Source organism: Streptomyces sp. Ru72 (assembly GCF_002920635.1).
Classification (GTDB): Bacteria; Actinomycetota; Actinomycetes; order Streptomycetales; family Streptomycetaceae; genus Streptomyces.
The window spans coordinates 1-23,429 of record NZ_PQSR01000038.1 but is presented as its reverse complement, the minus strand read 5'-3'; the positions used below and the strand labels follow the sequence as shown (position 1 = coordinate 23,429).

Sequence of the window (23,429 nt, the reverse complement as noted above, 5' to 3'; positions counted from 1 at the left end):
GGAAGTTCTCGGTGGACCTACGCCCGCGCCAGCGCCGCCCGCCGGCGGTGGCGGGCCACCCGCTCCCGGTTGCCGCACACCTCGCTCGAGCACCAGCGGCGGCGTCGGCCCCGGGACGTGTCCAGGTAGAGGATCGGGCAGTTGTCCCCCTCGCACCGGCGCAGGCTCGCCCTGGCCTTCGGATCGGTCAGCAGCTCGATGGTCTCGCGGGCCACCGCCGCCAGCAGGTCCGCGCAACTGGGCACTGCGCACAGACGTCGTACCAGCGCACCGTCCTCCGTACGGACCGCGCACGGCGCGGGCGGTGCGCCCCGGGCCGCCGCGTTGACCCCGGTCAGCGCCCCGTCCGCCGGACGCCCGTCCAGTTCGCCGCCCACCAACTGGCCGATCTGCTCGCGCAGTTCACGGAACGCCCGCAGCCAGCCCGCGTCCACCCCGGTCAGCGGGGTGCCCGGCGGCACCAGCCCGGACCCGGCGATCCACGCCCGCAACCGGTCCACCGAGTCGAGATGTTCCTCGGGATGCGTCGTCGTCAGCAGGTCCAGGCAGATCCGCCCGGAGCCGAACCGCAACGCGCACGAGGCCGTGGCCGTGCCGGATGCCATGTGCCTGTCACCGCCTTGGAGTCGCCGCGGAGCCCCCTCTACAGTGCCCGCCCGCACACGCCCCCGGGAAGTCCCCGTACGCCCCTGAACTCCACGGTGGACACCTGCTCATGCGCCCGCGTGTCCCGGCGATGCCCCTGGCGCGCCCGGCGACGGACGGCGGCGGGTCCGCAGAACCGGCCGGGCTCACACGTCCGCGTACTTGGAGTCCGCCGCCGGGTCGAGGGCGAGCCGGTAGCCGCGCTTGACCACCGTCTGGATCAGCTTGGGCGCCCCGAGGGCCGTCCGCAGCCGGGCCATCGCCGTCTCCACGGCGTGCTCGTCGCGCCCGGCGCCCGGGAGCGCGCGCAGCAGGTCGGAGCGGGGGACCACCCAGCCCGGCCGCCGGGACAGGGCGCGCAGCAGGGACATCCCCGCCGGCGGTACGGGCCGCAGGGCGCCGTCCACCATCACCGCGTGCCCGCGGATCTCCACCCGGTGGCCGGCGATGGGCAGCGTACGGGCCCGGGCGGGCAGTTCCTGGCACAGGAGCTGGACGAGCGGGCCGAGCCGGAAACGTTCGGGCTGGACCGTGTCGATGCCGCGGGCCTGGAGCGGCAGCGCGGTGACGGGGCCGACGCAGGCGGGCAGCACGTCGTGGTTCAGGGCGGCGAGCAGTTCCGGCAGCAGCCCGCGCTCCTCGGCCCGGGAGAGCAGGGACGCGGCAGCGGGCGCGCTGGTGAAGGTGAGGGCGTCAAGGCCCCGGCTGACGGTCGCGTCGAGGAGCCGGTCCATCGGCCCGATGTCCTCCGGAGGCATCCACCGGTACACCGGCACCCCCACCACCTCGGCGCCCCCCTCCCGCAGCGCCTCCACGAAGCCCGGCAGCGGCTCGCCGTGCAGCTGGACGGCGATACGGAGGCCGTCGACGCCTTCCTCGAGCAGCCGGTCGAGCACCTCGGCCATGGACTCCGAGCTGGGCGACCACTCCTCGTTCAGGCCGGCCGCCCGTATGGCGCCCTTGACCTTCGGCCCGCGCGCGAGCAGCCGCACGCCGCGCAGCCGTGCGAGCAGATCCTCCCCGAGCCCCCAGCCGTCAGCGGCCTCGACCCAGCCGCGGAAGCCGATCGCGGTGGTCGCGACCGCGATGTCGGGCACCCGGTCGATCAATTCCTTGGTGGCGGCGAGCAGTTCCCCGTCATCGGCGAGCGGCACGATACGCAGGGCCGGCGCATGCAGTACGGACGCGCCGCGCCGCTGGAGCAGCGCCCCCAGCTCGTCGGCGCGTCGCGCGGCCGTCACGCCCACGGTGAACCCCTCGAGAGGCCCGTGTTCTGGTCGCTGCTGGTTGTCGTACATGGCTCTCGTCCCGCACTCGAGTCGGCGTACCGGTGCTCACACGGCCGTGAACACCGGTCGTACGCGTCGTACCTACATGCCGACCGAGCCTGTCAACGGCTCGTGACAGGCTCGGTTCGGCTTCATGTCGCTGGTGTTACGTCACACCTCGGCGTAGCTGAGCTGCTGCTTCGCCTCGGAGGTGGAAGCGTTGGCCTGAGGTTGCGCGACCGGGCGGCGAAGGTATACGGCCCAGGTGACCGCGAAGGCCACGGCGTAGAAGGCGAGGAAGGCCACGAAGGCGCCGGTGCCGGAGCCGTAGGAGAGGAAGGACTGCCGGAAGGCGAGGTTGATGCCGACGCCGCCGAGCGCGCCGACCGCACCGATGAGCCCCATGGAGGCGCCGGACAGCCGCCGGCCGTACGCCGCGGCCTCCTCGCCCTCGAGTCCCTTGGCGACGGCCTTGGCCTGGAAGATGCCGGGGATCATCTTGTAGGTCGAGCCGTTGCCGAGCCCGCTGAGGACGAAGAGCACGACGAACGCGGCGGTGAACAGCGGCAGCGACTTCTGCATGCTCGCGAAGACCAGGACGGCGGTGGCCGCACCCATGGCGACGAAGTTCCACAGCGTGATCTTCGAGCCGCCGTAGCGGTCGGCGAGCCAGCCGCCCACGGGGCGGATCAGCGAACCGAGCAGCGGGCCGATGAAGGTGACGTACGCCGCCTGCAGCGGGGTGCGCCCGAACTGGTTGGTCAGCACCTGCCCGAAGGCGAAGCTGTAGCCGATGAACGAGCCGAACGTGCCGATGTAGAGGAAGGACATGATCCAGGTGTGGGCGTCCTTCGCGGCGTCCTTGGCGGCGCCGGTGTCGTTCTTCACGGAGGCGAGGTTGTCCATGAAGAGGGCGGCGAGGACGGCGGCGACGACGATCAGCGGGATGTAGATGCCGAGGAGCACGCGCGGTCCGCCGCTGGCACCGATGATCGCGAGGGCGGCGAGCTGGATGACCGGCACGCCGATGTTGCCGCCGCCCGCGTTGAGGCCGAGGGCCCACCCCTTCTTCCGCAGCGGGAAGAAGGCGTTGATGTTGGTCATCGAGGACGCGAAGTTGCCGCCGCCGATGCCGGCCAGCAGCCCGACGACCAGGAAGGTGGAGAAGGAGGTGCCCGGGTGCATCACGGCGAAGGCGGCGATCGTCGGAATGAGCAGCAGGCTCGCGGAGATGATCGTCCAGTTGCGCCCGCCGAAGACGGCGACCGCGAAGGTGTAGGGGACGCGGACGACGGCGCCGACGAGCGTGACCATGGACGTGAGCATGAACTTGTCGGCGGGGGTCAGCCCGTACTTCGGGCCCATGAAGAGCACGAGGACCGACCACAGGGTCCAGACCGAGAACCCGATGTGCTCGGAGAAGACGGAGAACCAGAGGTTGCGCCGGGCGATCTTCTCCCCGGTCTCGTTCCAGAACGCCTCGTCCTCGGGGTCCCACTGCTGGATCCAGCGGCCTCCCCTGCCGGGGGCAGGGGCTGTGCTCGGGGCTGTCATGACGCCTCCACGGTTCTCCGGTGCTCAGGTGTCGTACGCGGTGATGAGTCCCGAAGGTAGGGAGGACGCGTTTCGCCCCTGTGGCAGCGGGTGACCGGAAGGGAACGTTGCTCTCACCTGGCGGGCGGGGGCGCGGTGAGGCGGCGGCCGGGCGTTGTCAGTCCCCTCTGCCATGGTGGGCGTACAAAGGCGGCCCGAGTGCCGCCCGGACCGGTGCTCAAGGGGGAGCGGTGGCGGAACGCGGCGACGGCTGGGCGGGCCTGGCCCATCAGGACTGGCGAGACATCAAGGTCGTCCGGTGGCGCCTCGATCAGGGTGCCGATCCGGAGGCATGGGGCGGGGGACGGCCGCTGCACAGGGCGGCGTGGTGCGGCTCGCCGGAGGTCGTCGCCGAGCTGGCGCGTCGGGTCGCGGACGTGGACGCGTTGGAGTACGGGACGACCGCCCTGTGGGAAGCCGTCCTGTCCGACCGTCCGGACAACGCACGGGCCCTCGCCGCCGCCGGCGCGGACCCCTGGCGCCCCCTGCTCGGCGGCTGGTCCCCGGGGCGGCTGAGCCTGGCCGGGCCGACGCCGCTGTTCGAGGTGCCTGAGGGCGAGCGCGGTCTGACCGGGGCGGAGCGCGCGGCGGCGGAGGAGGGCAGACGGCTCGTCGCGGCGCTGGGGGACATCCACTACGACGGCACGGGCCTGGCGTGCGTGGCCGGGATCGACGCCGAAGAGGCGATACGCCGTCTGGAGGCGACGCCGGCGAGAAGCGAGGAACTTCAGGAGCTGCTCGAGGACCCGTACGAGTACGACCTGGACGGCACCCTGCGCATCGTCGGCGTCACCACCGTGCCGGGCGGCTGCGTCGTCACCCAGCCCTGGGGATACGCACCGCAGATGCCGGGCGTGCTGAAGCCGCTGTCCCTCGGCACCGTCTGCTACGGCCTGTACGCCAACCCCAAGAGCGGCAACCAGGGCAGCATCGCCCGCGACGGGGTCATCGAAGGCTGGGACCTGCACCCGGGCGGCGCACCCGGCCCCGAGGCCACACCGGAGGAAGTCCTGGCCTCCTATCTCTACCGGCACAACGCACCCGCGTACTCGTGCGCCTCCGCGGGCCTGCGGCCGACCGACGCACGCGCCGTCGCGGGCCCGCCGGACGTGTGGGTCGAGCTCCCCGACCGTGACTACTGGACGTTCTGAAAACCATCCGCATAGCTCACAAAAAAAGGAGAATTACCGAAAAATTTGGCTGAAATCGGGCAGTGCGCTTCCCGATCTCGACAATTCCTCCACTGAAGTCCCGCCGAATTTTCACACGGCGATCTTGGCGAGGTCGGGAGTGAAGCACCTGCCGGTGTGACCTGGGTCTCTCCGCTCCGGCGGCCGTATGTCCCGTTGGGGGAGAAATGGGTGCCCGGGAACAGGGGCTTCCACACCTTCTCCAAGAAATTTGTTGTGTCGCGTTGAACACGCGGACCTACTCGCGCGTACCCGGATGTGAGCGACCGACTGGGGGAACCCCCGGACACCGGAGGTAGGCGTGCGCAAGGATTCCGCCGTGGCTGATGAACGAAAGCGGCCCAGGGCCCGACATCGCATGACCTCGTCCTCGGCGTCCTCGACCGAGCCGGACGAGGAGCTGATGCGTGCCCTGTATCGAGAACATGCGGGACCCCTGCTCGCCTACGTGCTGCGCCTGGTCGCGGGCGACCGGCAGCGCGCCGAGGACGTCGTGCAGGAGACGCTCATCCGTGCCTGGAAGAACGCCGGCCAGCTCAACCGAGCGACCGGTTCGGTACGCCCCTGGCTGGTGACGGTCGCCCGGCGCATCGTCATCGACGGCCACCGCAGCCGGCAGGCCCGGCCGCAGGAGGTCGACCCGTCGCCGCTGGAGGTCATCCCCGCGGAGGACGAGATCGACAAGGCGTTGTGGCTGATGACACTGTCGGACGCGCTGGAAGACCTGACCCCTGCTCACAGGGAGGTCCTGGTCGAAACGTACTTCAAAGGGCGTACGGTCAATGAGGCGGCCGAAACGCTCGGCATCCCCAGCGGAACGGTGCGCTCCAGGGTGTTCTACGCCCTGCGGTCGATGAAGCTGGCACTGGAGGAGCGGGGGGTGACGGCATGAGCAACCTGTACGGGGGATTCGGCACTGGCGGCCCCGGGGCCGTGAGAGGCGGTCCCCAGGGGCAGGGCGACATCCACGAGACCGTCGGCGCCTACGCCCTCGGAATCCTGGACGACGCGGAGGCGACCGCCTTCGAGGCGCACCTCGCCACCTGCGACTGGTGTGCCCAGCAGCTCGACGACCTGGCCGGCATGGAACCGATGCTGGCCGCGCTCGCCGACATGCCGGGCAGCCAGGGCACCCCGGCCATCGGCGAATCCCTGTCCGCCAAACCCAGCCCACGGCTCGTCGAGCGGCTGGTCGACGAGGTCTCCGAGCGGCGCGCGCAGAAGCGGCGGCGCAGCTTCTACCTCGTCGCGGCCGCCGCCGCGCTGATCATCGGCGGCCCGGTCGCCGTGATGGCGGTGAACGGCGGCGACGACACCGATACCGGACACACGGTGGCGGCGGTCTCGCCCGCCAAGGCCGCCTTCCAGTCCATGACCGACAAGGTCTCGGCGACCGACCCGACCACCGGGGTCAGCGCCACGATCGCGATGCAGGCCAAGGACTGGGGCACCAGCGGCGCCATCGAGGTGAAGGGCGTCAAGGGCCCGCTCAAGTGCTCGTGGGTCGCCGTCGGCAAGAACGGCGAGCGCGAGACACTGGCCTCCTGGTCCGTCCCCAAGTGGGGCTACGGCATCCCCGACGGCAAGACGGAGGAGTCGAAGAACCCGCTCTACGTGAGCGGCGCCGCCGCCTTCACACCGAACCAGATCGACCACTTCGAGCTCATGACGTTCGACGGGAAGAAGCTGGTGGAGGTGAAGGCGTAGCCGTCCCCCGCCGTCCTGAGCGCTTCCCCCGCGGCGTGCGTCCGAGCCATGCCGCGGGTTCACGTGTGCGGTCCTGTCGTTGGAGTCCCGCCCTCCGCCCGCAGGCGGTCGGGAGTTCGGCGACAGGGCTGCGGCGGGTCGGGACGGGCCCGTAGCCTCCCCGGTCCCCCTTCGCGTACGGTGGACGGCTGCTCAGCACGTCAGAAGGGGGCCCGGTGGCCGCTCAGGTTCAACAGGAAACCGCGCTCGGCCCGGTCGGCAAGTCCGCGCACGACTCGCTCCGTGACCGGGAGATCAGCGTCGAACAGGAACACCTGGACCGGGTGTACCGGCGCCTCGAGGAGAAGATCCACGAGGCGGAGTTCCTGATGAACGACGCCGCCCAGCGCGGCCAGGTCGGCACGCCGGGCGCGCTCGCCGAGCGCGACGCCCAGGTGTTCCGGGCCGGTGTCCACCTCAACCGGCTCAACAACGAGTTCGAGGACTTCCTCTTCGGCCGGATCGACCTGCTGCCCGGCAAGGACGGCAAGAAAGGACCCGACGGCGCGTACACGGCCGTCGAGCCCGCCGAGGGCGCGGTGCGCTCCGACAACACCGCCGACATCGCCGAGACCCTGCACATCGGCCGCATCGGCGTCCTCGACCAGGACTACGCGCCGCTGGTCATCGACTGGCGTGCACCCGCCGCCGCCCCCTTCTACCGCTCCACTCCGGTCGACCCCGGACGGGTCGTGCGGCGCCGGGTCATCCGCTCCAAGGGGCGCAGGGTGCTCGGCGTCGAGGACGACCTGATGCGCCCCGAGCTGACGGCCTTCCTCGACGGCCGCGAGCTGCCCGTCATCGGCGACGGCGCGCTGATGGCCGCGCTCGGCCAGGCCCGCACCCACACCATGCGGGACATCGTGGCCTCCATCCAGGCCGAGCAGGACCTGGTCATCCGCGCCCCCGCCGCCTCCGTGACCTACGTGGAGGGCGGCCCCGGCACCGGCAAGACGGCCGTCGCCCTGCACCGGGCCGCCTACCTCCTCTACCAGGACCGGCGCCGGTACGCGGGCGGCATCCTGATCGTCTCGCCCACCCCGCTGCTCGTCGCCTACACCGAGGGCGTCCTGCCGTCGCTCGGCGAGGAGGGCCAGGTCGCGATCCGCGCCATCGGCTCGCTCGTCGACGGCGTGGAGGCCACGCTCTACGACTCCCCGTCCGTGGCCCGCGCCAAGGGTTCCTCCCGCATGCTCAAGGTGCTGCGCAAGGCGGCCCGCGGTGCCCTGGAGCGCGGCGGCGCACCGGACCGGCTGCGGGTCGTCGCCTTCGGCCGCCGCCTGGAGCTGGAGGCGGAGCAGCTGGAGCGGATCCGGCGCACCGCCCTCACCGGTACGGCGCCCGTCAACCTGCTGCGTCCGCGCGCCCGCAAGCTGCTCCTGGACGCCCTGTGGGCGCAGTCCGGCGCGGGGAACCGGCACGCCGACCCGGAGCTGGCCGCCGAGCTGCGGTCCTCCTTCGACGAGGACATCACCTCCGAGGACTCCTTCATCGCGTTCCTGGACGCCTGGTGGCCCGAGCTGACCCCCCGGTCGGTCCTCACCGCGATGGCCGACGAGAGGCGGCTCGGCCGCTGGGCACGGCGCGTCCTCACCCCCGGCGAGGTGCGCAGGGTCGCGCGCTCGCTGAAGCGGGAGGGGTACTCCGTGCACGACATCGCCCTGCTCGACGAGCTCCAGGCCGTCCTCGGCCTGCCGGCCCGTCCGAAGAAGAGGCGCGAGCTGGACCCGCTCGACCAACTGACCGGGCTCGAGGAGCTGATGCCCGTCCGCGAGGAGTCGCAGCGCGAGCGCGCCGAGCGGCTGGCCCAGGAGCGCACCGAGTACGCGCACGTGATCGTCGACGAGGCGCAGGACCTCACGCCGATGCAGTGGCGGATGGTCGGGCGCCGCGGCCGGCACGCGACCTGGACCGTCGTCGGGGACCCGGCCCAGTCGTCCTGGTCGGATCCGGACGAGGCGGGCGAGGCCCGCGACGAGGCCCTGGGCACCCGCCCGCGCCGCCGCTTCACCCTCACGGTCAACTACCGCAACCCCGCCGAGATCGCCGACCTGGCGTCGAAGGTCCTCGCGCTCGCCATGCCGGGCTCCACCGCCCCCACGGCCGTCCGCTCGACCGGCGTCCAGCCGCGCTTCACGGTGATACGGGACTCGATGGCGCGGACCGTCCGCGACGAGGCCGCCCGGCTCCTCGACCTCGTCGACGGCACGGTCGGCGTCGTCGTCGCCATGCACCGGCGCGAGGAGGCGGCCCGCTGGCTGGACGGCCTCGGCGACCGGGTGGCGGCCCTCGGCAGCCTGGAGGCCAAGGGTCTGGAGTACGACGCGACGGTCGTCGTCTCGCCCGCGGAGATCGCCGACGAGAGCCCCGCGGGGCTCCGCGTGCTGTACGTGGCTCTCACCCGGGCGACGCAGCAGCTGACGGTGGTCTCGGGAGAGCGGGACGAGCCGGACGCGGCCGGGGTGCCGGACCTGCTGCGGGACTGAGGTGGGGCGGGGCCGCCCTCAACGCGAGACGAACTCCGGGTGCGGGAATGGCCTTACGGGATCTGTTTGTTAGCCTGGATGTGGCACCGGCCCGATCCAAGCCCCCGGGCCCAACCTTAGTCGCTACGAGCGACCACTTGCCGCGAGGCGAGCATGGCGGGTCGGTGTCACTGACCTGTGGAGAGGTCCGCGTCCTTGAGTGGCGCGGACCTCTTTCGCTGTACGGCGAGCCTCTGCCACCGCCCGACTGTCTCTCGTATCGTGGAAGTCGCTTTCCGAAAGGAACCCTTGGCGGCGAACAAAACGTTCGCAATCCGGGGCGGCTACCACGTACTCCCCGGTAGGTGCGACGATCGGACGGCATATCCGCGACACGGTGAAAGCAGAGGAAGTCGGCCATGGCAACGGCGCCCAGCGTCTCCTACTCGATGACGGTCCGGTTGGAGGTGCCCGCGAGCGGAACCGCCGTCTCGCAGCTCACCACCGCCGTGGAGTCCTCCGGAGGCTCGGTGACCGGCCTCGACGTCACCGCGTCCGGCCACGAGAAGCTCCGTATCGACGTCACCATCGCCGCCACCTCCACCGCGCACGCGCAGGAGATCGTCGAGAAGCTGCGCGGCATCGAGGGCGTCACGCTGGGCAAGGTCTCGGACCGTACGTTCCTCATGCACCTCGGCGGCAAGATCGAAATGGCGTCGAAGCACCCCATCCGCAACCGTGACGACCTGTCCATGGTCTACACGCCGGGTGTGGCGCGCGTGTGCATGGCGATCGCCGAGAACCCCGAGGACGCCCGCCGCCTCACCATCAAGCGCAATTCCGTTGCGGTCGTGACGGACGGCTCCGCCGTGCTGGGCCTCGGCAACATCGGCCCGAAGGCCGCGCTGCCCGTCATGGAGGGCAAGGCGGCCCTCTTCAAGCGGTTCGCCGGCATCGACGCCTGGCCGATCTGCCTCGACACCCAGGACACCGACGCGATCGTCGAGATCGTCAAGGCGATCGCCCCCGGGTTCGCCGGGATCAACCTCGAGGACATCTCCGCGCCGCGCTGCTTCGAGATCGAGGCACGGCTGCGCGAGGCGCTCGACATCCCCGTCTTCCACGACGACCAGCACGGCACGGCGATCGTGGTGCTGGCCGCCCTCACCAACGCACTTCGCGTGGTGGGCAAGGAGGTCGAGAACGTCCGCGTCGTGATGTCGGGCGCCGGCGCGGCCGGTACGGCGATCCTCAAACTGCTGCTCGCCGCGGGCGTGAAGAACGCGGTGGTGGCCGACATCCACGGTGTCGTGCACGCCGGCCGCGGGGACCTCGTGGACGCCGCGCCGGACTCGGCGCTGCGCTGGATCGCCGACAACACCAACCAGGAGGGCCTGACCGGCACGCTGAAGGAAGCGGTGCGCGGCGCCGACGTCTTCATCGGTGTCTCCGCGCCGAACGTGCTCGACGGCAACGACGTGGCGGCCATGGCGGACGGCGCGATCGTGTTCGCGCTCGCGAACCCGGACCCCGAGGTCGACCCCGCAATCGCCCGTCAGACGGCGGCCGTTGTGGCCACCGGGCGCTCCGACTTCCCGAACCAGATCAACAACGTGCTGGTGTTCCCGGGCGTCTTCCGCGGTCTGCTGGACGCGCAGTCCCGCACGGTCAACACGGAGATGATGCTGGCGGCCGCGCAGGCCCTCGCGGACGTGGTGACCGAGGGCGAGCTGAACCCGAACTACATCATTCCGAGCGTTTTCAACGACAAGGTCGCGGGCGCGGTCGCCGGAGCGGTGCGCGAGGCCGCGAAGGCGGCGGGCGCGTCGGCGACGGCGGACGAGTAGGGATTCTGTGCCGCTGCTGTGACCATCGCCACGATGGCGGCCGAGCGGCGCGTCGTGGAACCCCGGGTGCCCGGCCGACCTCTATGGTGGCGGCCGGGCTCGGACCCTCCAGAACCTGCGATCTGTCGCGGAGAGCGGACGGAACGTCACCGCCGGACGGCGGTGGCGCCCTTCGTGTGACTCCCAAGGGTGTTCTCACGACTCCTACGGGTGCCGGATTGGCTTTCCCGCCGCAGGTGGGGGCAGGATGCGTCTTCGGGCGCGAGGGTCTGACGACGGACCCGGGTCCGGGGACTCACCGAGGACCCTGGCAGCATCGGCTTCGCCGTGCCCAACATGCGGCTCCGCCGCGTGGCACGCCTCAACGGCAAGAAGAACACGGGAGTAACAACATGAACCGCAGTGAGCTGGTGGCCGCGCTGGCCGACCGCGCCGAGGTGACCCGCAAGGACGCCGACGCCGTGCTGGCCGCGTTCGCCGAGACCGTCGGCGAGGTCGTCGCCAAGGGCGACGAGAAGGTCACCATCCCTGGCTTCCTCACCTTCGAGCGCACCCACCGTGCCGCTCGCACCGCGCGCAACCCGCAGACCGGCGACCCCATCCAGATCCCGGCCGGCTACAGCGTGAAGGTCTCCGCGGGCTCCAAGCTCAAGGAAGCCGCCAAGGGCAAGTGATCTCGCCGTTCGTGCGCCACGGGACGGCGTACGACGCCGTGACGCCACGGGACGGCGCAGCAAGGCCGCCGCACCGCCACAGGGCGGCGTGACGAAGCCTGACCGCCACAGGGCGGCGTGACGAGGCCCTACCTGCCGTAGGACGGCGTGACGAGGCCGCGCCCGTCGCAGGGACGGCGCGACGAGGCCGTACCGCCACGGGACGGCGAGTGACGAGCCCGGCAAGCTCCTCGCGACGGCGTACGGGCCCAGCAAGGCCAAAGGGGCGGTCACCCGGAACAGGGTGACCGCCCCTTCGCATGGGCGACGCTCCGCGGGAGCTCAGCCGAGTGCGTTGCCGGGCGGTTCGACCTTCGCGCCGAGCTCCATCAGCTTCTCCATGCTGTGCCGATCCGGGGGACGACCCCCGGACCCCCAGCCGCCGGTGGGCTCAGCCGAGTGCGTTGCCGGGCAGTTCGACCTTCGCCCCGAGCTCCATCAGCTTCTCCATGAAGTTCTCGTAGCCGCGGTTGATCAGGTCGATGCCGTGGACGCGGGACGTGCCCTCGGCCGCCAGGGCCGCGATCAGGTAGGAGAAGCCGCCGCGCAGGTCGGGGATGACCAGGTCCGCGCCCTGCAGCTTCGTCGGGCCCGAAACCACCGCGGAATGCAGGAAGTTGCGCTGGCCGAAGCGGCAGTCGGAGCCGCCGAGGCACTCGCGGTAGAGCTGGATGTGCGCGCCCATCTGGTTCAGCGCGGAGGTGAAGCCGAGCCGGGACTCGTACACCGTCTCGTGGATGATCGACAGGCCCGTCGCCTGGGTCAGGGCCACGACCAGCGGCTGCTGCCAGTCGGTCTGGAAGCCGGGGTGCACGTCCGTCTCCAGCGCGATCGACTTCAACTGCCCGCCGGGGTGCCAGAACCGGATGCCCTCGTCGTCGATCTCGAACGCGCCGCCCACCTTGCGGTAGGTGTTCAGGAACGTCATCATCGACCGCTGCTGCGCGCCACGGACGTAGATGTTGCCGTTGGTCGCCAGCGCCGCCGACGCCCAGGACGCGGCCTCCAGCCGGTCCGGGAGGGCGCGGTGGGTGTAGCCGCCGAGCTTCTCCACGCCGGTGATGCGGATCGTGCGGTCGGTGTCCATCGCGATGATCGCGCCCATCTTCTGCAGCACGCAGATGAGGTCCTCGATCTCGGGCTCCACGGCCGCGTTGGACAGCTCGGTGACGCCATCGGCCATGACGGCCGTCAGCAGCACCTGCTCCGTCGCGCCGACGGACGGGTACGGCAGCCGGATCTTCGTGCCGCGCAGCCCCTTGGGCGCCTCCAGGTACTGGCCGTCCGCCCGCTTCTCGATGACCGCGCCGAACTGCCGCAGCACGTCGAAGTGGAAGTCGATCGGCCTGCCGCCGATGTCGCAGCCGCCGAGACCCGGGATGAACGCGTGGCCCAGCCGGTGCAGCAGCGGGCCGCAGAACAGGATCGGGATGCGCGACGAGCCCGCGTGGGCATCGATGTCCGCGACGTTCGCGCTCTCGACGTGCGTCGGGTCGAGCACCAGCTCACCCGGCTCCTCACCCGGACGGACCGTCACCCCGTGCAGCTGCAGCAGCCCCCGCACGACGCGCACGTCGCGGATGTCGGGCACGTTGCGCAGTCTGCTCGGGGCACTGCCCAGAAGGGCGGCGACCATGGCCTTCGGTACGAGGTTCTTCGCACCGCGGACACGGATCTCGCCCTCGAGCGGGGTGCCGCCGTGGACAAGGAGGACATCGTCGTTGACGGTCATGAATCTCGCGTTCCGTGGAGTGGGGCAGGGGCCGAAGACGTAAGCGTAATGGCCGCGTACCCCCCTTCAGTAAGCCCAAGTGGCCCCAACGAAGGTCATAGCTTTGCCACAACACGAGCCGTACGTGACCGGACGCGAGGGGTTACCGGGCGGCATGTGCGCCCGCACCGCACCCGTACGCCCTCCCGTCTCCCGCGACCACCCGCAAAGGGGGCCTTACCAGGCCGCCTGTCCGATTCATGGCGGGGTTCACCCACGTACCCCCGTTGCCTCCCCATCCGAAGGCAAGATGCGGGATCATGTCTGGCATGACCGAGGTGTCCTCGCTCACAGGGCGGCTGCTCGTGGCCACCCCCGCCCTGGCGGACCCGAACTTCGACCGCGCTGTGGTGCTGCTCCTCGACCACGACGAGGAGGGCTCGCTCGGCGTGGTCCTCAACCGCCCCACGCCCGTTGACGTGGGCGACATCCTGGAGGGCTGGGCCGACCTCGCGGGCGAACCCGGTGTCGTCTTCCAGGGCGGACCCGTGTCGCTGGACTCGGCGCTCGGTGTCGCGGTGATCCCCGGCGGTGCGTCCCCCGACCACGCCCCGCTCGGCTGGCGTCGGGTGCACGGCGCCATCGGCCTGGTCGACCTCGAGGCCCCTCCGGAACTGCTCGCCAAGGCGCTCGGCTCGCTGCGCATCTTCGCCGGATACGCCGGCTGGGGGCCGGGCCAGCTGGAGGACGAGCTGGTGGACGGGGCGTGGTACGTCGTCGAGTCGGAACCCGGCGACGTGTCGTCCCCGGCCCCGGAGAAGCTCTGGCGCGACGTGCTGCGACGCCAGCGCAGCGAGCTGGCGATGGTGGCGACGTACCCGGACGACCCTACGCTCAACTGATGCGTCCCGGGTTTCAGTACGCTTGGCCGTATGAGCACTCTTGAGCCCGAGCGCGGTACCGGTACGGGGACCCTCGTAGAGCCGACGCCGCAGGTGTCGCACGGCGACGGCGACCACGAGCGCTTCGCCCACTACGTCCAGAAGGACAAGATCATGGCGAGCGCCCTGGACGGCACTCCCGTCGTGGCGCTGTGCGGCAAGGTGTGGGTCCCGGGACGCGACCCGAAGAAGTACCCCGTCTGCCCGATGTGCAAGGAGATCTACGACTCCATGGGCAGCGGCGGCGACGAAGGCAAGGGCGGCGACAAGTAGCCGACCGCCCGGCTGCGTGACCACTGCCGGGCTCCCGGGGCGCGTGTCCGGTGCGTCCCGGGAGCGTTCGTGCCTGCTGCCGGTGGATCGGGAGTGCGCCTCTGAAGTGCGGTGAATCCACCCTCCTGGCCGGGCCGGGCGGTGAAGACTGGCGGCATGCCTGAGTATCCGTACTCCCTCCACCCGGGGCTCGACGTGCACCTGGTCCCCGCCCCCACCCGGATGTCCCCCTCGATCGGCGGCGGCACGGGACACGTCATCGACGAGGACACCGGGATCGAGACGACGGGTCCCGGCAGCGAGCGCGTCGCGCGGTGGCTGCGGGCGGCCGTCGGCGCCGCGACCGGGCTTCCGCTGCCGCCGGCCGGCGGCAACGGGAACCGGGTCGTGCTGCGTGTCGTTCCCGGGCTCGGAGAGGAGCTGGGCAGCCCTGAGGCGTACCGCTTCACCGCCGACGGCCACCTCGTCGTCATCGACGGCGCGAGCGAGGCCGGCCTGTTCTGGGGCGCCCAGACCTTCCGCCAGCTGCTCGGGCCGGAGGCCTTCCGCCGTGCCCCGGTGACCGGGAAGCGTCGGTGGGAGGTGCCCGCGGTGGCGATCCAGGACGCCCCCCGCTTCCGCTGGCGCGGCCTCCTGCTCGACGTGGCCCGGCACTTCATGCCCAAGGACGGCGTCCTGCGCTACCTGGACCTGATGGCCGCCCACAAGCTCAACGTCCTCCACCTCCACCTCACCGACGACCAGGGCTGGCGCCTGGAGATCAAGCGGCACCCGAGGCTCACCGAGGTCGGGTCCTGGCGGGCGCGCACCAGATTCGGCCACCGGGCCTCGCCGCTGTGGGAGGAGAAGCCGCACGGCGGTTTCTACACGCAGGACGACATCCGCGAGATCGTCGCGTACGCGGCCGAGCGGCATGTCACCGTCGTCCCCGAGATCGACGTCCCCGGGCACAGCCAGGCGGCCATCGCCGCGTACCCGGAACTCGGCAATTCCGACGTCGTCGACACGGCCTCCCTCACGGTCTGGGACGACTGGGGCATCAACCCGAACGTACTCGCCCCCACCGACACCACCCTGCGGTTCTACGAGGGGGTGTTCGAGGAGGTCCTGGAACTCTTCCCGTCACCCTTCGTCCACATCGGCGGCGACGAGTGCCCCAAGGACCAGTGGCGACGCTCGCCGGCGGCGCAGGCGCGCATCAAGGAGCTGGGGCTCGCGGACGAGGACGAGCTCCAGGCGTGGTTCGTGCGCCACTTCGACACCTGGCTCACCGCGCGCGGACGCCGGCTCGTCGGCTGGGACGAGATCCTCGAGGGCGGCCTCGCGGACGGTGCGACCGTCTCCTCGTGGCGCGGGTACGCCGGCGGGATCACGGCGGCGCGCGCCGGCCACGACGTCGTCATGTGCCCCGAGCAGCAGGTGTATCTGGACCACCGTCAGGACGGCGGTGCCGACGAGCCGGTGCCCATCGGGTACGTGCGCACCCTGGAGGACGTCTACCGGTTCGAGCCGATCCCACCGCAGCTGACGCCAGAGGAGGCGCGGCACGTCCTGGGCACCCAGGCCAACGTCTGGACCGAGGTGACGGAGGATCAGGGACGCGTCGACTACCAGGCGTTTCCCCGGCTCGCGGCGTTCGCCGAGGTCGCCTGGAGTGCCCTTCCCGGTCCGGCCGAGCGCGACTTCGCCGACTTCGAGCGGCGCATGGCCGCCCACTACCGCCGTCTGGACGCCCTGGGAGTCGCCTACCGGCCCCCCACGGGCCCGCTGCCGTGGCAGCGGCGACCCGGGGTGCTCGGACGCCCGATCGAGGGTGCGCCCCCGAACGTGTGAGGTGGCGGACGGAGGGCAGGCGAGGCGCCGGGTCGGCTGGAAACGTACCCCCGCATGGGAAAAGCAGTGCAAGGAACGTCGAAGAGCCGCAATGCACCCCCATCGGGGATGTCATGGCAAAACGGTCCATCTCCCTGGTCAGAGGGGCGAATGCCTCCTAGCGGACCCCCGCGTCGGAGGCCGTGAAAGATGTGCCAGAGTTGCCACGTCCGCCCTGTCAGCACGTACCGTACGGCAACACAGGTGGGACCAGGGGGCAGCGGGAAGGGGCAGCCGGTTTTGACCACGCACGCACCGCAGGCGGCGCAGGCCGTGACGCTGCCCGCCTCGCTGGACGAGGCCGTGGCGGCCCTCGCCGCCCATCCGGCCGCCGTCCCCGTGGCGGGCGGCACCGACCTCATGGCCGCCGTGAACTCGGGGCAGCTGCGGCCCGCCGCATTGGTCGGGCTCGGCCGCATCAGCGAGATCCGCGGCTGGCAGTACCAGGACGGCCACGCACTGCTCGGCGCCGGCCTCACCCACGCGCGCATGGGGCGCCCGGACTTCGCGGCGCTCATCCCCGCCCTCGCGGCGGCGGCACGCGCGGCCGGCCCGCCGCACATCCGCAACGCCGGCACCCTCGGCGGCAACATCGCGTCGGCGGCCCCCACCGGGGACGCGCTTCCGGTGCTCGCCGCCCTGGAGGCCACGCTGATCATCGCCGGCCCGGGCGGGGCACGCCGGGAGATCCCGGTCTCGCACCTGCTGGCGGGCGTGGAGATGCTGCGCGCCGGTGAACTCATCGGCTACGTGCGCGTGCCGCTGCTGCACGCCCCCCAGGTCTTCCTGAAGGCGACCGGCCGCACCGGGCCCGGGCGGGCGATGGCGTCGGTGGCGCTGGTGCTGGACCCGGCCCGGCGCGGGGTGCGCTGCGCCGTCGGTGCCATAGCGCCGATGCCGCTGCGCCCGCTGGAGGCCGAGCAGTGGGTCGCGCAGCTCATCGACTGGGACAACAACCGCGCGATCGTCCCGGAGGCCCTCAACGCCTTCGGGGAGTACGTCGCCGCGGCCTGCATCCCCGATCCGGCGCCCGCGGAGGACGGCACCGTGCAGCAGCTTCCGCCGGCCGTACTGCACCTGCGGCGCACCGTCGCCGCGCTGGCCCGACGAGCACTGGGGAGGGCACTGTCGTGACGGACGACCAGCACCCGGAGGAAGCCCGCCGGCAGGGCACCAACGGCTCCTGGGAGCGGCTGCCGCAAGGGGACTACGACGACGGCGCCACCGCGTTCGTCCAGCTCCCGGAGGGCGGGATCGACGCCCTCCTCGCCTCCGACAGCCCGCTGGCCGCGCCGGGCCACGGCTATGTGCCGCCGACCTTCACCCCGCAGGAGGGCACGGGCGCCGAGGAGCACGGCGGGAACTGGGGCGCCCCTGCCCAGGGGTCCCACTGGCCGGGCGCCACGCAGGACGGTACGGGGGACCAGTTCACGTACAACCCCAGCGCGACCGGGCAGTGGAGCTTCGAGGAGGCCCAGGCCGCGCGGGAGCCCGCGCCCGGGCACGACGTCACCGGGCAGTGGTCGATCCCCGTCGCGGGCGGTGATCTCCCTGACGAGTCGGGCGAGTTCACCACGTCGTCGCTCGTCGAGCAGTGGGGCGGCACTCCGCCCGCGACCCTGCCGGGCGGTGCGCCCGCGCCCTGGGCGACGCAGGCGTCCGTACCGTCGTGGCACGGGCAGGAGACCGCCGCGCAGACGCCCGAGGAAGCCCCTGGGGAGCCGTCCGACGGATCGTACGAGGCGTACGAGGACTCCAGGGCCGATGGTGCCGCCGAGGCGCCGGAGGCCGCCCAGGAGCCGTCCGAGGCCGCCGATGACTTCGACGCCGCCGATGACTCCGGCGCTGCCGGTGCCTCCGACGTCGCCGACGGAACCTCCGGCGCCGAGGAGGCACCGGCCGGCGAAGCCGCCCGGCACCCCGAGCCCGACCCGGCCCCCGAGCCTGCCGGCGCCCAGGACACGCCCCCCGATCGGGCGCCCGAGGCCGCGCCCCCGCACGACGAGCACCCCCTGGCCTCGTACGTCCTGCGGGTGAACGGCGCCGACCGGCCCGTCACCGACGCCTGGATCGGCGAGTCCCTGCTGTACGTGCTGCGCGAACGGCTCGGCCTCGCCGGCGCCAAGGACGGCTGCTCGCAGGGCGAGTGCGGCGCCTGCAACGTGCAGGTCGACGGACGGCTGGTCGCCTCCTGCCTGGTGCCCGCCGTCACCGCCGCGGGCAGTGAGGTCCGTACGGTCGAGGGTCTCGCCGTCGAGGGACAGCCCTCGGACGTGCAGCGGGCGCTCGCCCGGTGCGGCGCCGTGCAGTGCGGTTTCTGCGTGCCCGGCATGGCGATGACCGTGCACGACCTGCTGGAGGGCAACCCGGCGCCGACCGACCTCGAGGCCCGCCAGGCGCTGTGCGGCAACCTCTGCCGCTGCTCCGGCTACCGGGGCGTCCTTCAGGCCGTCCAGGAGGTCGTCGCCGAGCGGGACGCGCACCGCGCCGAGGCCGATCCGGCGGCGGACGGCGACGAACCGCGCATCCCGCACCAGGCGGGCCCCGGGGAGGGCGGCGTCCACCTCGACGCGTTCGGCAACGTGACCCCGAACGACCACCCGTACGGCCAGGACGGAGGCCAGGCGTGAGCAACGAAGCCGCCACCGCGACCACCGCGGCGGCCGCACCCGCCCCCGAACCGCTGCCGCACGGCATCGGAGCCTCCCTGCCGTCCGCCGACGCCCGCGCCAAGACGGAGGGCACCTTCCCGTACGCGGCCGACCTGTGGGCCGAGGGCCTGCTGTGGGCGGCCGTCCTGCGCTCGCCGCACCCGCACGCGCGCATCCTGTCCATCGACACCGGTCACGCGCGCGAGATGCCCGGCGTACGGGCCGTCCTCACCCATGAGGACGTGCCCGCGGGCGCGCTGCACGGCCGCGGTACCGCCGACCGCCCCGTCTTCGCCTCCGACGTCGTACGCCACCACGGGGAGCCCATCGCGGCCGTCGCCGCCGACCACCCCGACACCGCCCGCATGGCCGCCGCGGCCGTCATCGTCGAGTACGAGGTGCTCGACCCGGTCACCGACCCCGAGCAGGCGTTCGAGGCCGAGCCGCTGCACCCCGACGGCAACCTGATCCGCCACATCCCGCTGCGCCACGGCGACCCGGACGCGGTCGGCGAGGTCGTCGTCGAGGGCCTGTACCGCATCGGCCGCCAGGACCCCGCCCCCATCGGCGCGGAGGCCGGCCTCGCCGTGCCCCGGCCCGACGGCGGCGTCGAGCTGTACCTCGCCTCCACCGACCCGCACACGGACCGGGACCGGGCCGCCGCCGTCTACGGCCTGGAACCGGACCGGGTGAAGGTCGTCGTCACCGGAGTGCCCGGCGCCACCGCGGACCGCGAGGACCAGGGCTTCCAGCTGCCGCTCGGGCTGCTGGCGCTGAGGACCGGCTGCCCGGTGAAACTGACCGCCAACCGCGAGGAGTCCTTCCTCGGCCACGTCCACCGCCACCCCACACTGCTGCGCTACCGCCACCACGCGGACGCCGAGGGCAGGCTGGTGAAGGTCGAGGCGCAGATCCTGCTGGACGCGGGCGCCTACGCGGACACCTCCTCGGACGCGCTCGCCGCCGCGGTCTCCTTCGCCTGCGGCCCGTACGTCGTGCCGAACGCCTTCATCGAGGGCTGGGCCGTGCGCACCAACAACCCGCCGTCGGGCCATGTGCGCGGCGAGGGCGCGATGCAGGTGTGCGCCGCGTACGAGGCGCAGATGGACAAGCTCGCCAAGAAGCTCGGCCTCGATCCGGCGGAGCTGCGGATGCGCAACGTCATGGCGACCGGCGACGTCCTGCCGACCGGCCAGACGGTGACGTGCCCGGCGCCGGTGGCCGAACTGCTCGAGGCCGTACGGGACCACCCGCTGCCTCCGCTCCCCAAGGACACCCCCGAGGAGGAGTGGCTGCTGCCGGGCGGCCCCGAGGGCGCGGGCGAACCGGGCGCGGTCCGGCGCGGTGTGGGCTACGGCCTCGGCATGGTCCACATGCTCGGCGCGGAGGGCGCCGACGAGGTCTCCACGGCGACGGTGAAGGTCCAGGACGGCGTGGCGACGGTGCTGTGCGCGGCGGTGGAGACCGGCCAGGGCTTCGCGACCCTCGCCCGGCAGATCGTCCAGGAGACCCTCGGCATCGACGAGGTGCACGTGGCCCCGGTCGACACCGACCAGCCGCCGGCGGGCGCGGGCTGCCGGGGCCGCCACACCTGGGTGTCGGGCGGTGCGGTCGAACGGGCCGCGAAGATGGTCCGCACCCAGCTGTTGCAGCCGTTGGCGCACAAGTTCGGCATGTCCACGGAGCTGCTCCAGATCACGGACGGCAAGATCACGTCGTACGACGGGGTCCTGTCCACGACCGTGACGGAGGCGATGGACGGCAAGGAACTGTGGGCCACCGCGCAGTGCCGCCCGCACCCGACCGAACCGCTGAACGAGACGGGCCAGGGCGACGCCTTCGTGGGGATCGCGTTCTGCGCGATCCGCGCCGTGGTGGACGTGGACATCGAGATCGGCTCGGTACGCGTCGTGGAGCTGGCGCTGGCCCAGGACGTGGGCCGGGTGCTGAACCCGGCGCAGCTGGCGGCGCGCCTCGAGGCCGGGGTCACGCAGGGCGTGGGCATCGCGCTCACGGAGAACCTGCGCACGGCCCGCGGCGTGGTCCGCCACCCCGACCTGACGGGCTACTCCCTGCCGACGGCCCTGGACGCCCCCGACATCAAGATCGTCAAACTGGTCGAGGAACGGGACGTGGTCGCCCCCTTCGGCGCGAAGGCGGTCAGCGCGGTACCGGTGGTGACATCCCCGGCGGCGATCGCGTCGGCGGTCCGCGCGGCGACGGGCCGCCCGGTCAACCGCCTGCCGATCCGGCCGCAGGCGGCGGTCGTGACGACGCAGTGAGCTCGTCGCGGACCTGACGGTGGACGAGACGGTGGAGGCGATCCCGGCCGGGTGGGAGCGGGCGCGGATCGGGTGAGGCCCGGAAGGACGGGTTATTGCCGCGGCGTTGTCAGTGGTGCCGCGTAAGGTTCTGGGCGTTGGGGGAGAGCTGCCCGGCGGGACGACGTGTCCTGGCCTGCGGACGCTCTGGGCCAGGCACGGAACACACGGGGGAAGACAATGGGCACGACTGACGCCTGTGGCGTGATCACGCCGACTGGGACGGATCCGTATGCACGGGAGCCCGGGACGCCGTGCGGGCGGTCGGTGCTGCGGCGGGCGGCCGAGCTGGTCGACGACGCGGAGAGACTCGCCGAGGAACTGCGCGACCAGATGGTCCTCGGGGCGCTGCGCACCGTCGACCGCGATCTGGAGTCGCTTCTGCTGGGCGGCGCCACGGGGCGGGTACCCACGACGTACGTCTCCCCGCGCACCCCGGGCCCGATGGACCTCTCGCCGCTCGCGCCCTGTCTGGAGGCACTGCTGCGGCTCGCCGCGGTGACGGACGAACCGGCCGCCTCCCCGGGCGGGTTCGCCTCGCACGCCCTGATCCGCCCTCTGTCCCGGATCGCCCGCCCCGGTACGGGTCTCGCCCTGGACCTGCCGCCGCGACTGCTGGACGAGGAGTTCGGCTCCGCCGCGGTCGTGCGCTTCGAGGACGTCGACTTCCCCCGCACACTCACGCACGAACCGACCCGCCGTTTCCTGCGCGAGGTGGGCCTGCCGGAGACCGGCTACTGGTTCGAGCTGGACACGTACCTGCCGCTGCCGACGCTGCCCGAGTACTACGCGGACCACGAGGGCGTCCCTGAGGCCGACCTCCCTGACCGCGCGGACCACCTGATACGCCTCGGCTGCCTGCTGGAGGACACGAGCCTGCTCCTCGACGGCGCCACCGGAGCGGTCCTGTGCTGGAGCGAGCCGGACGCGACCCTGCGCCCGCTCGACGCGGACGTTTCCACCCTGGCCTTCACGGTGTGGCTGGCCCACCGCGACAGGAGAGTGGCGGAAGCGGCGTCGACGGTCTGATCCGGAAGACCGAGACGGAGCAGGTGAGACGAGAACTGAACAGACGAACAGCAGGGCGGCCCCCGGAAAGGGTGCCGCCCTGCTGGCGTGGACATGACGGAGTCCGGTTGCTCTAGTTCCCCTCGCGCAGGGTGGCGTAAGCCGTCGCCACCGACGCGCAGTTGACCCGCGGGTTCCCGGCGGGCACCGACTGCTCCAGGTGCTGCAGGACGCTGAACTCGTCCTCGTCGTCGACGCCGTTGTTCTTCAGGTCTTTCAGCGTGGCGTTGACGACGGCCGTCAGGTGCGGGCGGTCCTCCGTGCAGCGCGGCGCCAATGCGTCGAGAACCTGCTGGTACTCGGCGGCGGGCCGACCGTTCCCGTCGAGGTCGGCCAGCTGCTGTGCCGGCGCAGGTCTCGACGCGTGCGTGGCCGGGGTCCCCTTCGTCTTCGCCGGCGGCTTAGCCGCCGGACTGCTGTGGCTCGCTGCAGGCGTCGCGGCTGCTGCCGGGGTGTTGTGGTGTGTGGTGGCGTCCTTGACTCCAGAGACCATGCCGGCGATGAACGGCGGAGCTGCGATCAGCACCCCGACGCCGATAGCGATCTTCTTTCCCCTGCTCAGCGGCTTCTTCGGCGCCGCAACGGGCTGCTGACTCACGATCCCCCCTGTACAGGCCGGGCGCCCCTCATCTCGGACGCGGCATCGGGACCGTACACCCCACCGAAGGGAACGGGCATGTCCGAGGCCGGAGGCCCGGCCCATGATCGGGGAGCGCCGTGCGGGCCGACTGAGACGAGAAGTGAGACGGACCACCGATAGGGCGGCACCCCGCACAGGGTGCCGCCCTATCGTTTCGCCCGGGCGAGCAGGTAGAGGCCGTGGCGGGAATCGAACCCGCGTAACTCGCTTTGCAGGCGAGTCCCTGAACCACTCGGGCACACGGCCATTCACCCCGGGCCGTGGCGGGAATCGAACCCGCGTAACTCCCCGCGGGCGGAGCCCGCTGACGGACGCAGCGCAGGCGAGTCCCGGAACCACTCGGGCACACGGCCGGGATCAGGTGCGGTACGGCTTGCCCGTGCCGTCCTGATGTACCGACCGTAGGAGCGGTGGATCACCGGCTCAAGAGGATCGGCGGCCCTGCAACGGGACTGCCATACGCCGTTCATGAAACCGGGCTGGGT

General features: G+C 72.0%; 18 protein-coding genes and 2 tRNA genes. 13 read left to right on the top strand and 7 right to left on the bottom strand.

Features of this window, described 5'->3' with window-relative positions:
* Positions 1-17: 17 nt before the first annotated feature.
* From C3488_RS19250 to C3488_RS19240, 3 genes are all read right to left on the bottom strand, one after another.
* On the bottom strand, positions 18-605 hold the full coding sequence (locus tag C3488_RS19250; RefSeq protein ID WP_103841023.1) for an ABATE domain-containing protein: 588 nt from the start codon (positions 603-605) through the stop codon (positions 18-20).
* Between the two features lie 186 nt (positions 606-791).
* Entirely contained in the window at positions 792-1,943 is a 1,152-nt protein-coding gene (locus C3488_RS19245) for a uroporphyrinogen-III synthase (protein WP_103841021.1), read from the bottom strand.
* 141 nt (positions 1,944-2,084) lie between these two features.
* The gene (locus C3488_RS19240; RefSeq protein WP_103841019.1) at positions 2,085-3,467 is read right to left on the bottom strand and encodes a NarK/NasA family nitrate transporter; all 1,383 of its coding nucleotides are present in this window, start codon (positions 3,465-3,467) and stop codon (positions 2,085-2,087) included.
* A gap of 230 nt (positions 3,468-3,697) precedes the next feature.
* On the opposite strand from C3488_RS19240, the gene C3488_RS19235 reads away from it, so the two are divergent.
* The 6 genes from C3488_RS19235 to C3488_RS19210 all read left to right on the top strand — a co-directional run bounded on the left by C3488_RS19235 (position 3,698) and on the right by C3488_RS19210 (position 11,428).
* Positions 3,698-4,657: an ankyrin repeat domain-containing protein gene (locus tag C3488_RS19235; RefSeq protein ID WP_103841017.1), complete on the top strand. Its 960-nt coding sequence runs from the start codon at positions 3,698-3,700 to the stop codon at positions 4,655-4,657.
* A 340-nt stretch (positions 4,658-4,997) separates the two neighbouring features.
* Positions 4,998-5,588, top strand: coding sequence for a sigma-70 family RNA polymerase sigma factor (locus tag C3488_RS19230; protein ID WP_103841015.1), 591 nt, complete (start codon positions 4,998-5,000; stop codon positions 5,586-5,588).
* Positions 5,585-6,403 carry an anti-sigma factor gene (locus C3488_RS19225; RefSeq protein ID WP_103841013.1) on the top strand — a complete coding sequence of 273 codons (819 nt, stop codon included), beginning with the start codon at positions 5,585-5,587 and terminating at the stop codon, positions 6,401-6,403. Before C3488_RS19230 ends, C3488_RS19225 begins: the two co-directional genes overlap by 4 nt.
* Positions 6,404-6,618: 215 nt before the next feature.
* The gene (locus C3488_RS19220; RefSeq protein ID WP_103841011.1) at positions 6,619-8,928 is read left to right on the top strand and encodes a UvrD-helicase domain-containing protein; all 2,310 of its coding nucleotides are present in this window, start codon (positions 6,619-6,621) and stop codon (positions 8,926-8,928) included.
* Between the two features lie 398 nt (positions 8,929-9,326).
* Positions 9,327-10,754, top strand: coding sequence for an NAD-dependent malic enzyme (locus C3488_RS19215; protein ID WP_103841009.1), 1,428 nt, complete (start codon positions 9,327-9,329; stop codon positions 10,752-10,754).
* A 392-nt stretch (positions 10,755-11,146) separates the two neighbouring features.
* Positions 11,147-11,428, top strand: a complete 282-nt coding sequence (locus tag C3488_RS19210) for an HU family DNA-binding protein (protein ID WP_007498188.1) — start codon at positions 11,147-11,149, stop codon at positions 11,426-11,428.
* Between the two features lie 430 nt (positions 11,429-11,858).
* Here the strand turns inward: C3488_RS19210 and murA are convergent, their stop codons facing one another.
* Positions 11,859-13,199 carry a UDP-N-acetylglucosamine 1-carboxyvinyltransferase gene (gene murA, locus C3488_RS19205; RefSeq protein WP_103841007.1) on the bottom strand — a complete coding sequence of 447 codons (1,341 nt, stop codon included), beginning with the start codon at positions 13,197-13,199 and terminating at the stop codon, positions 11,859-11,861.
* Between the two features lie 308 nt (positions 13,200-13,507).
* Here murA and C3488_RS19200 point away from each other — a divergent pair, with 308 nt between their 5' ends.
* The 7 genes from C3488_RS19200 (at position 13,508) to C3488_RS19170 (ending at position 22,265) form a co-directional block, all read left to right on the top strand.
* A complete protein-coding gene (locus C3488_RS19200) occupies positions 13,508-14,080 on the top strand; it encodes a YqgE/AlgH family protein (RefSeq protein ID WP_181139086.1) in 573 nt (190 codons plus the stop codon).
* 30 nt (positions 14,081-14,110) lie between these two features.
* On the top strand, positions 14,111-14,392 hold the full coding sequence (locus tag C3488_RS19195) for a DUF3039 domain-containing protein (RefSeq protein WP_103841003.1): 282 nt from the start codon (positions 14,111-14,113) through the stop codon (positions 14,390-14,392).
* Between the two features lie 156 nt (positions 14,393-14,548).
* On the top strand, positions 14,549-16,225 hold the full coding sequence (locus C3488_RS19190; protein WP_103841001.1) for a beta-N-acetylhexosaminidase: 1,677 nt from the start codon (positions 14,549-14,551) through the stop codon (positions 16,223-16,225).
* Between the two features lie 279 nt (positions 16,226-16,504).
* A complete protein-coding gene (locus tag C3488_RS19185) occupies positions 16,505-17,398 on the top strand; it encodes a xanthine dehydrogenase family protein subunit M (protein ID WP_103840999.1) in 894 nt (297 codons plus the stop codon).
* Entirely contained in the window at positions 17,395-18,894 is a 1,500-nt protein-coding gene (locus C3488_RS19180; protein WP_103840997.1) for a (2Fe-2S)-binding protein, read from the top strand. Before C3488_RS19185 ends, C3488_RS19180 begins: the two co-directional genes overlap by 4 nt.
* Complete coding sequence (locus C3488_RS19175; RefSeq protein WP_103840995.1) at positions 18,891-21,197, top strand: xanthine dehydrogenase family protein molybdopterin-binding subunit; 2,307 nt, start codon at positions 18,891-18,893, stop codon at positions 21,195-21,197. Before C3488_RS19180 ends, C3488_RS19175 begins: the two co-directional genes overlap by 4 nt.
* Before the next feature lie 243 nt (positions 21,198-21,440).
* Positions 21,441-22,265, top strand: a complete 825-nt coding sequence (locus C3488_RS19170) for an SUKH-4 family immunity protein (protein WP_258053506.1) — start codon at positions 21,441-21,443, stop codon at positions 22,263-22,265.
* A gap of 112 nt (positions 22,266-22,377) precedes the next feature.
* On the opposite strand, the gene C3488_RS40145 is transcribed toward C3488_RS19170, so the two are convergent.
* From C3488_RS40145 to C3488_RS40605, 3 genes are all read right to left on the bottom strand, one after another.
* Positions 22,378-22,902 (bottom strand): hypothetical protein, encoded by a 525-nt coding sequence (locus tag C3488_RS40145; RefSeq protein WP_146067891.1) that lies wholly within the window; start codon positions 22,900-22,902, stop codon positions 22,378-22,380.
* Positions 22,903-23,118: 216 nt separating this feature from the next.
* A tRNA-Cys gene (locus tag C3488_RS19155) sits at positions 23,119-23,190 on the bottom strand.
* 10 nt (positions 23,191-23,200) lie between these two features.
* Positions 23,201-23,297: transfer RNA gene (locus tag C3488_RS40605), tRNA-OTHER, on the bottom strand.
* Positions 23,298-23,429: the final 132 nt, after the last annotated feature.

Coding starts and splice junctions, on each gene's coding strand:
- C3488_RS19250 (WP_103841023.1), bottom strand. CDS start 605: ATGGCATCCGGCACGGCCACGGCCTCGTGCGCGTTGCGGTTCGGCTCC.
- C3488_RS19245 (WP_103841021.1), bottom strand. CDS start 1,943: ATGTACGACAACCAGCAGCGACCAGAACACGGGCCTCTCGAGGGGTTC.
- C3488_RS19240 (WP_103841019.1), bottom strand. CDS start 3,467: ATGACAGCCCCGAGCACAGCCCCTGCCCCCGGCAGGGGAGGCCGCTGG.
- C3488_RS19225 (WP_103841013.1), top strand. CDS start 5,585: ATGAGCAACCTGTACGGGGGATTCGGCACTGGCGGCCCCGGGGCCGTG.
- C3488_RS19215 (WP_103841009.1), top strand. CDS start 9,327: ATGGCAACGGCGCCCAGCGTCTCCTACTCGATGACGGTCCGGTTGGAG.
- C3488_RS19210 (WP_007498188.1), top strand. CDS start 11,147: ATGAACCGCAGTGAGCTGGTGGCCGCGCTGGCCGACCGCGCCGAGGTG.
- murA (WP_103841007.1), bottom strand. CDS start 13,199: ATGACCGTCAACGACGATGTCCTCCTTGTCCACGGCGGCACCCCGCTC.
- C3488_RS19200 (WP_181139086.1), top strand. CDS start 13,508: ATGACCGAGGTGTCCTCGCTCACAGGGCGGCTGCTCGTGGCCACCCCC.
- C3488_RS19195 (WP_103841003.1), top strand. CDS start 14,111: ATGAGCACTCTTGAGCCCGAGCGCGGTACCGGTACGGGGACCCTCGTA.
- C3488_RS19190 (WP_103841001.1), top strand. CDS start 14,549: ATGCCTGAGTATCCGTACTCCCTCCACCCGGGGCTCGACGTGCACCTG.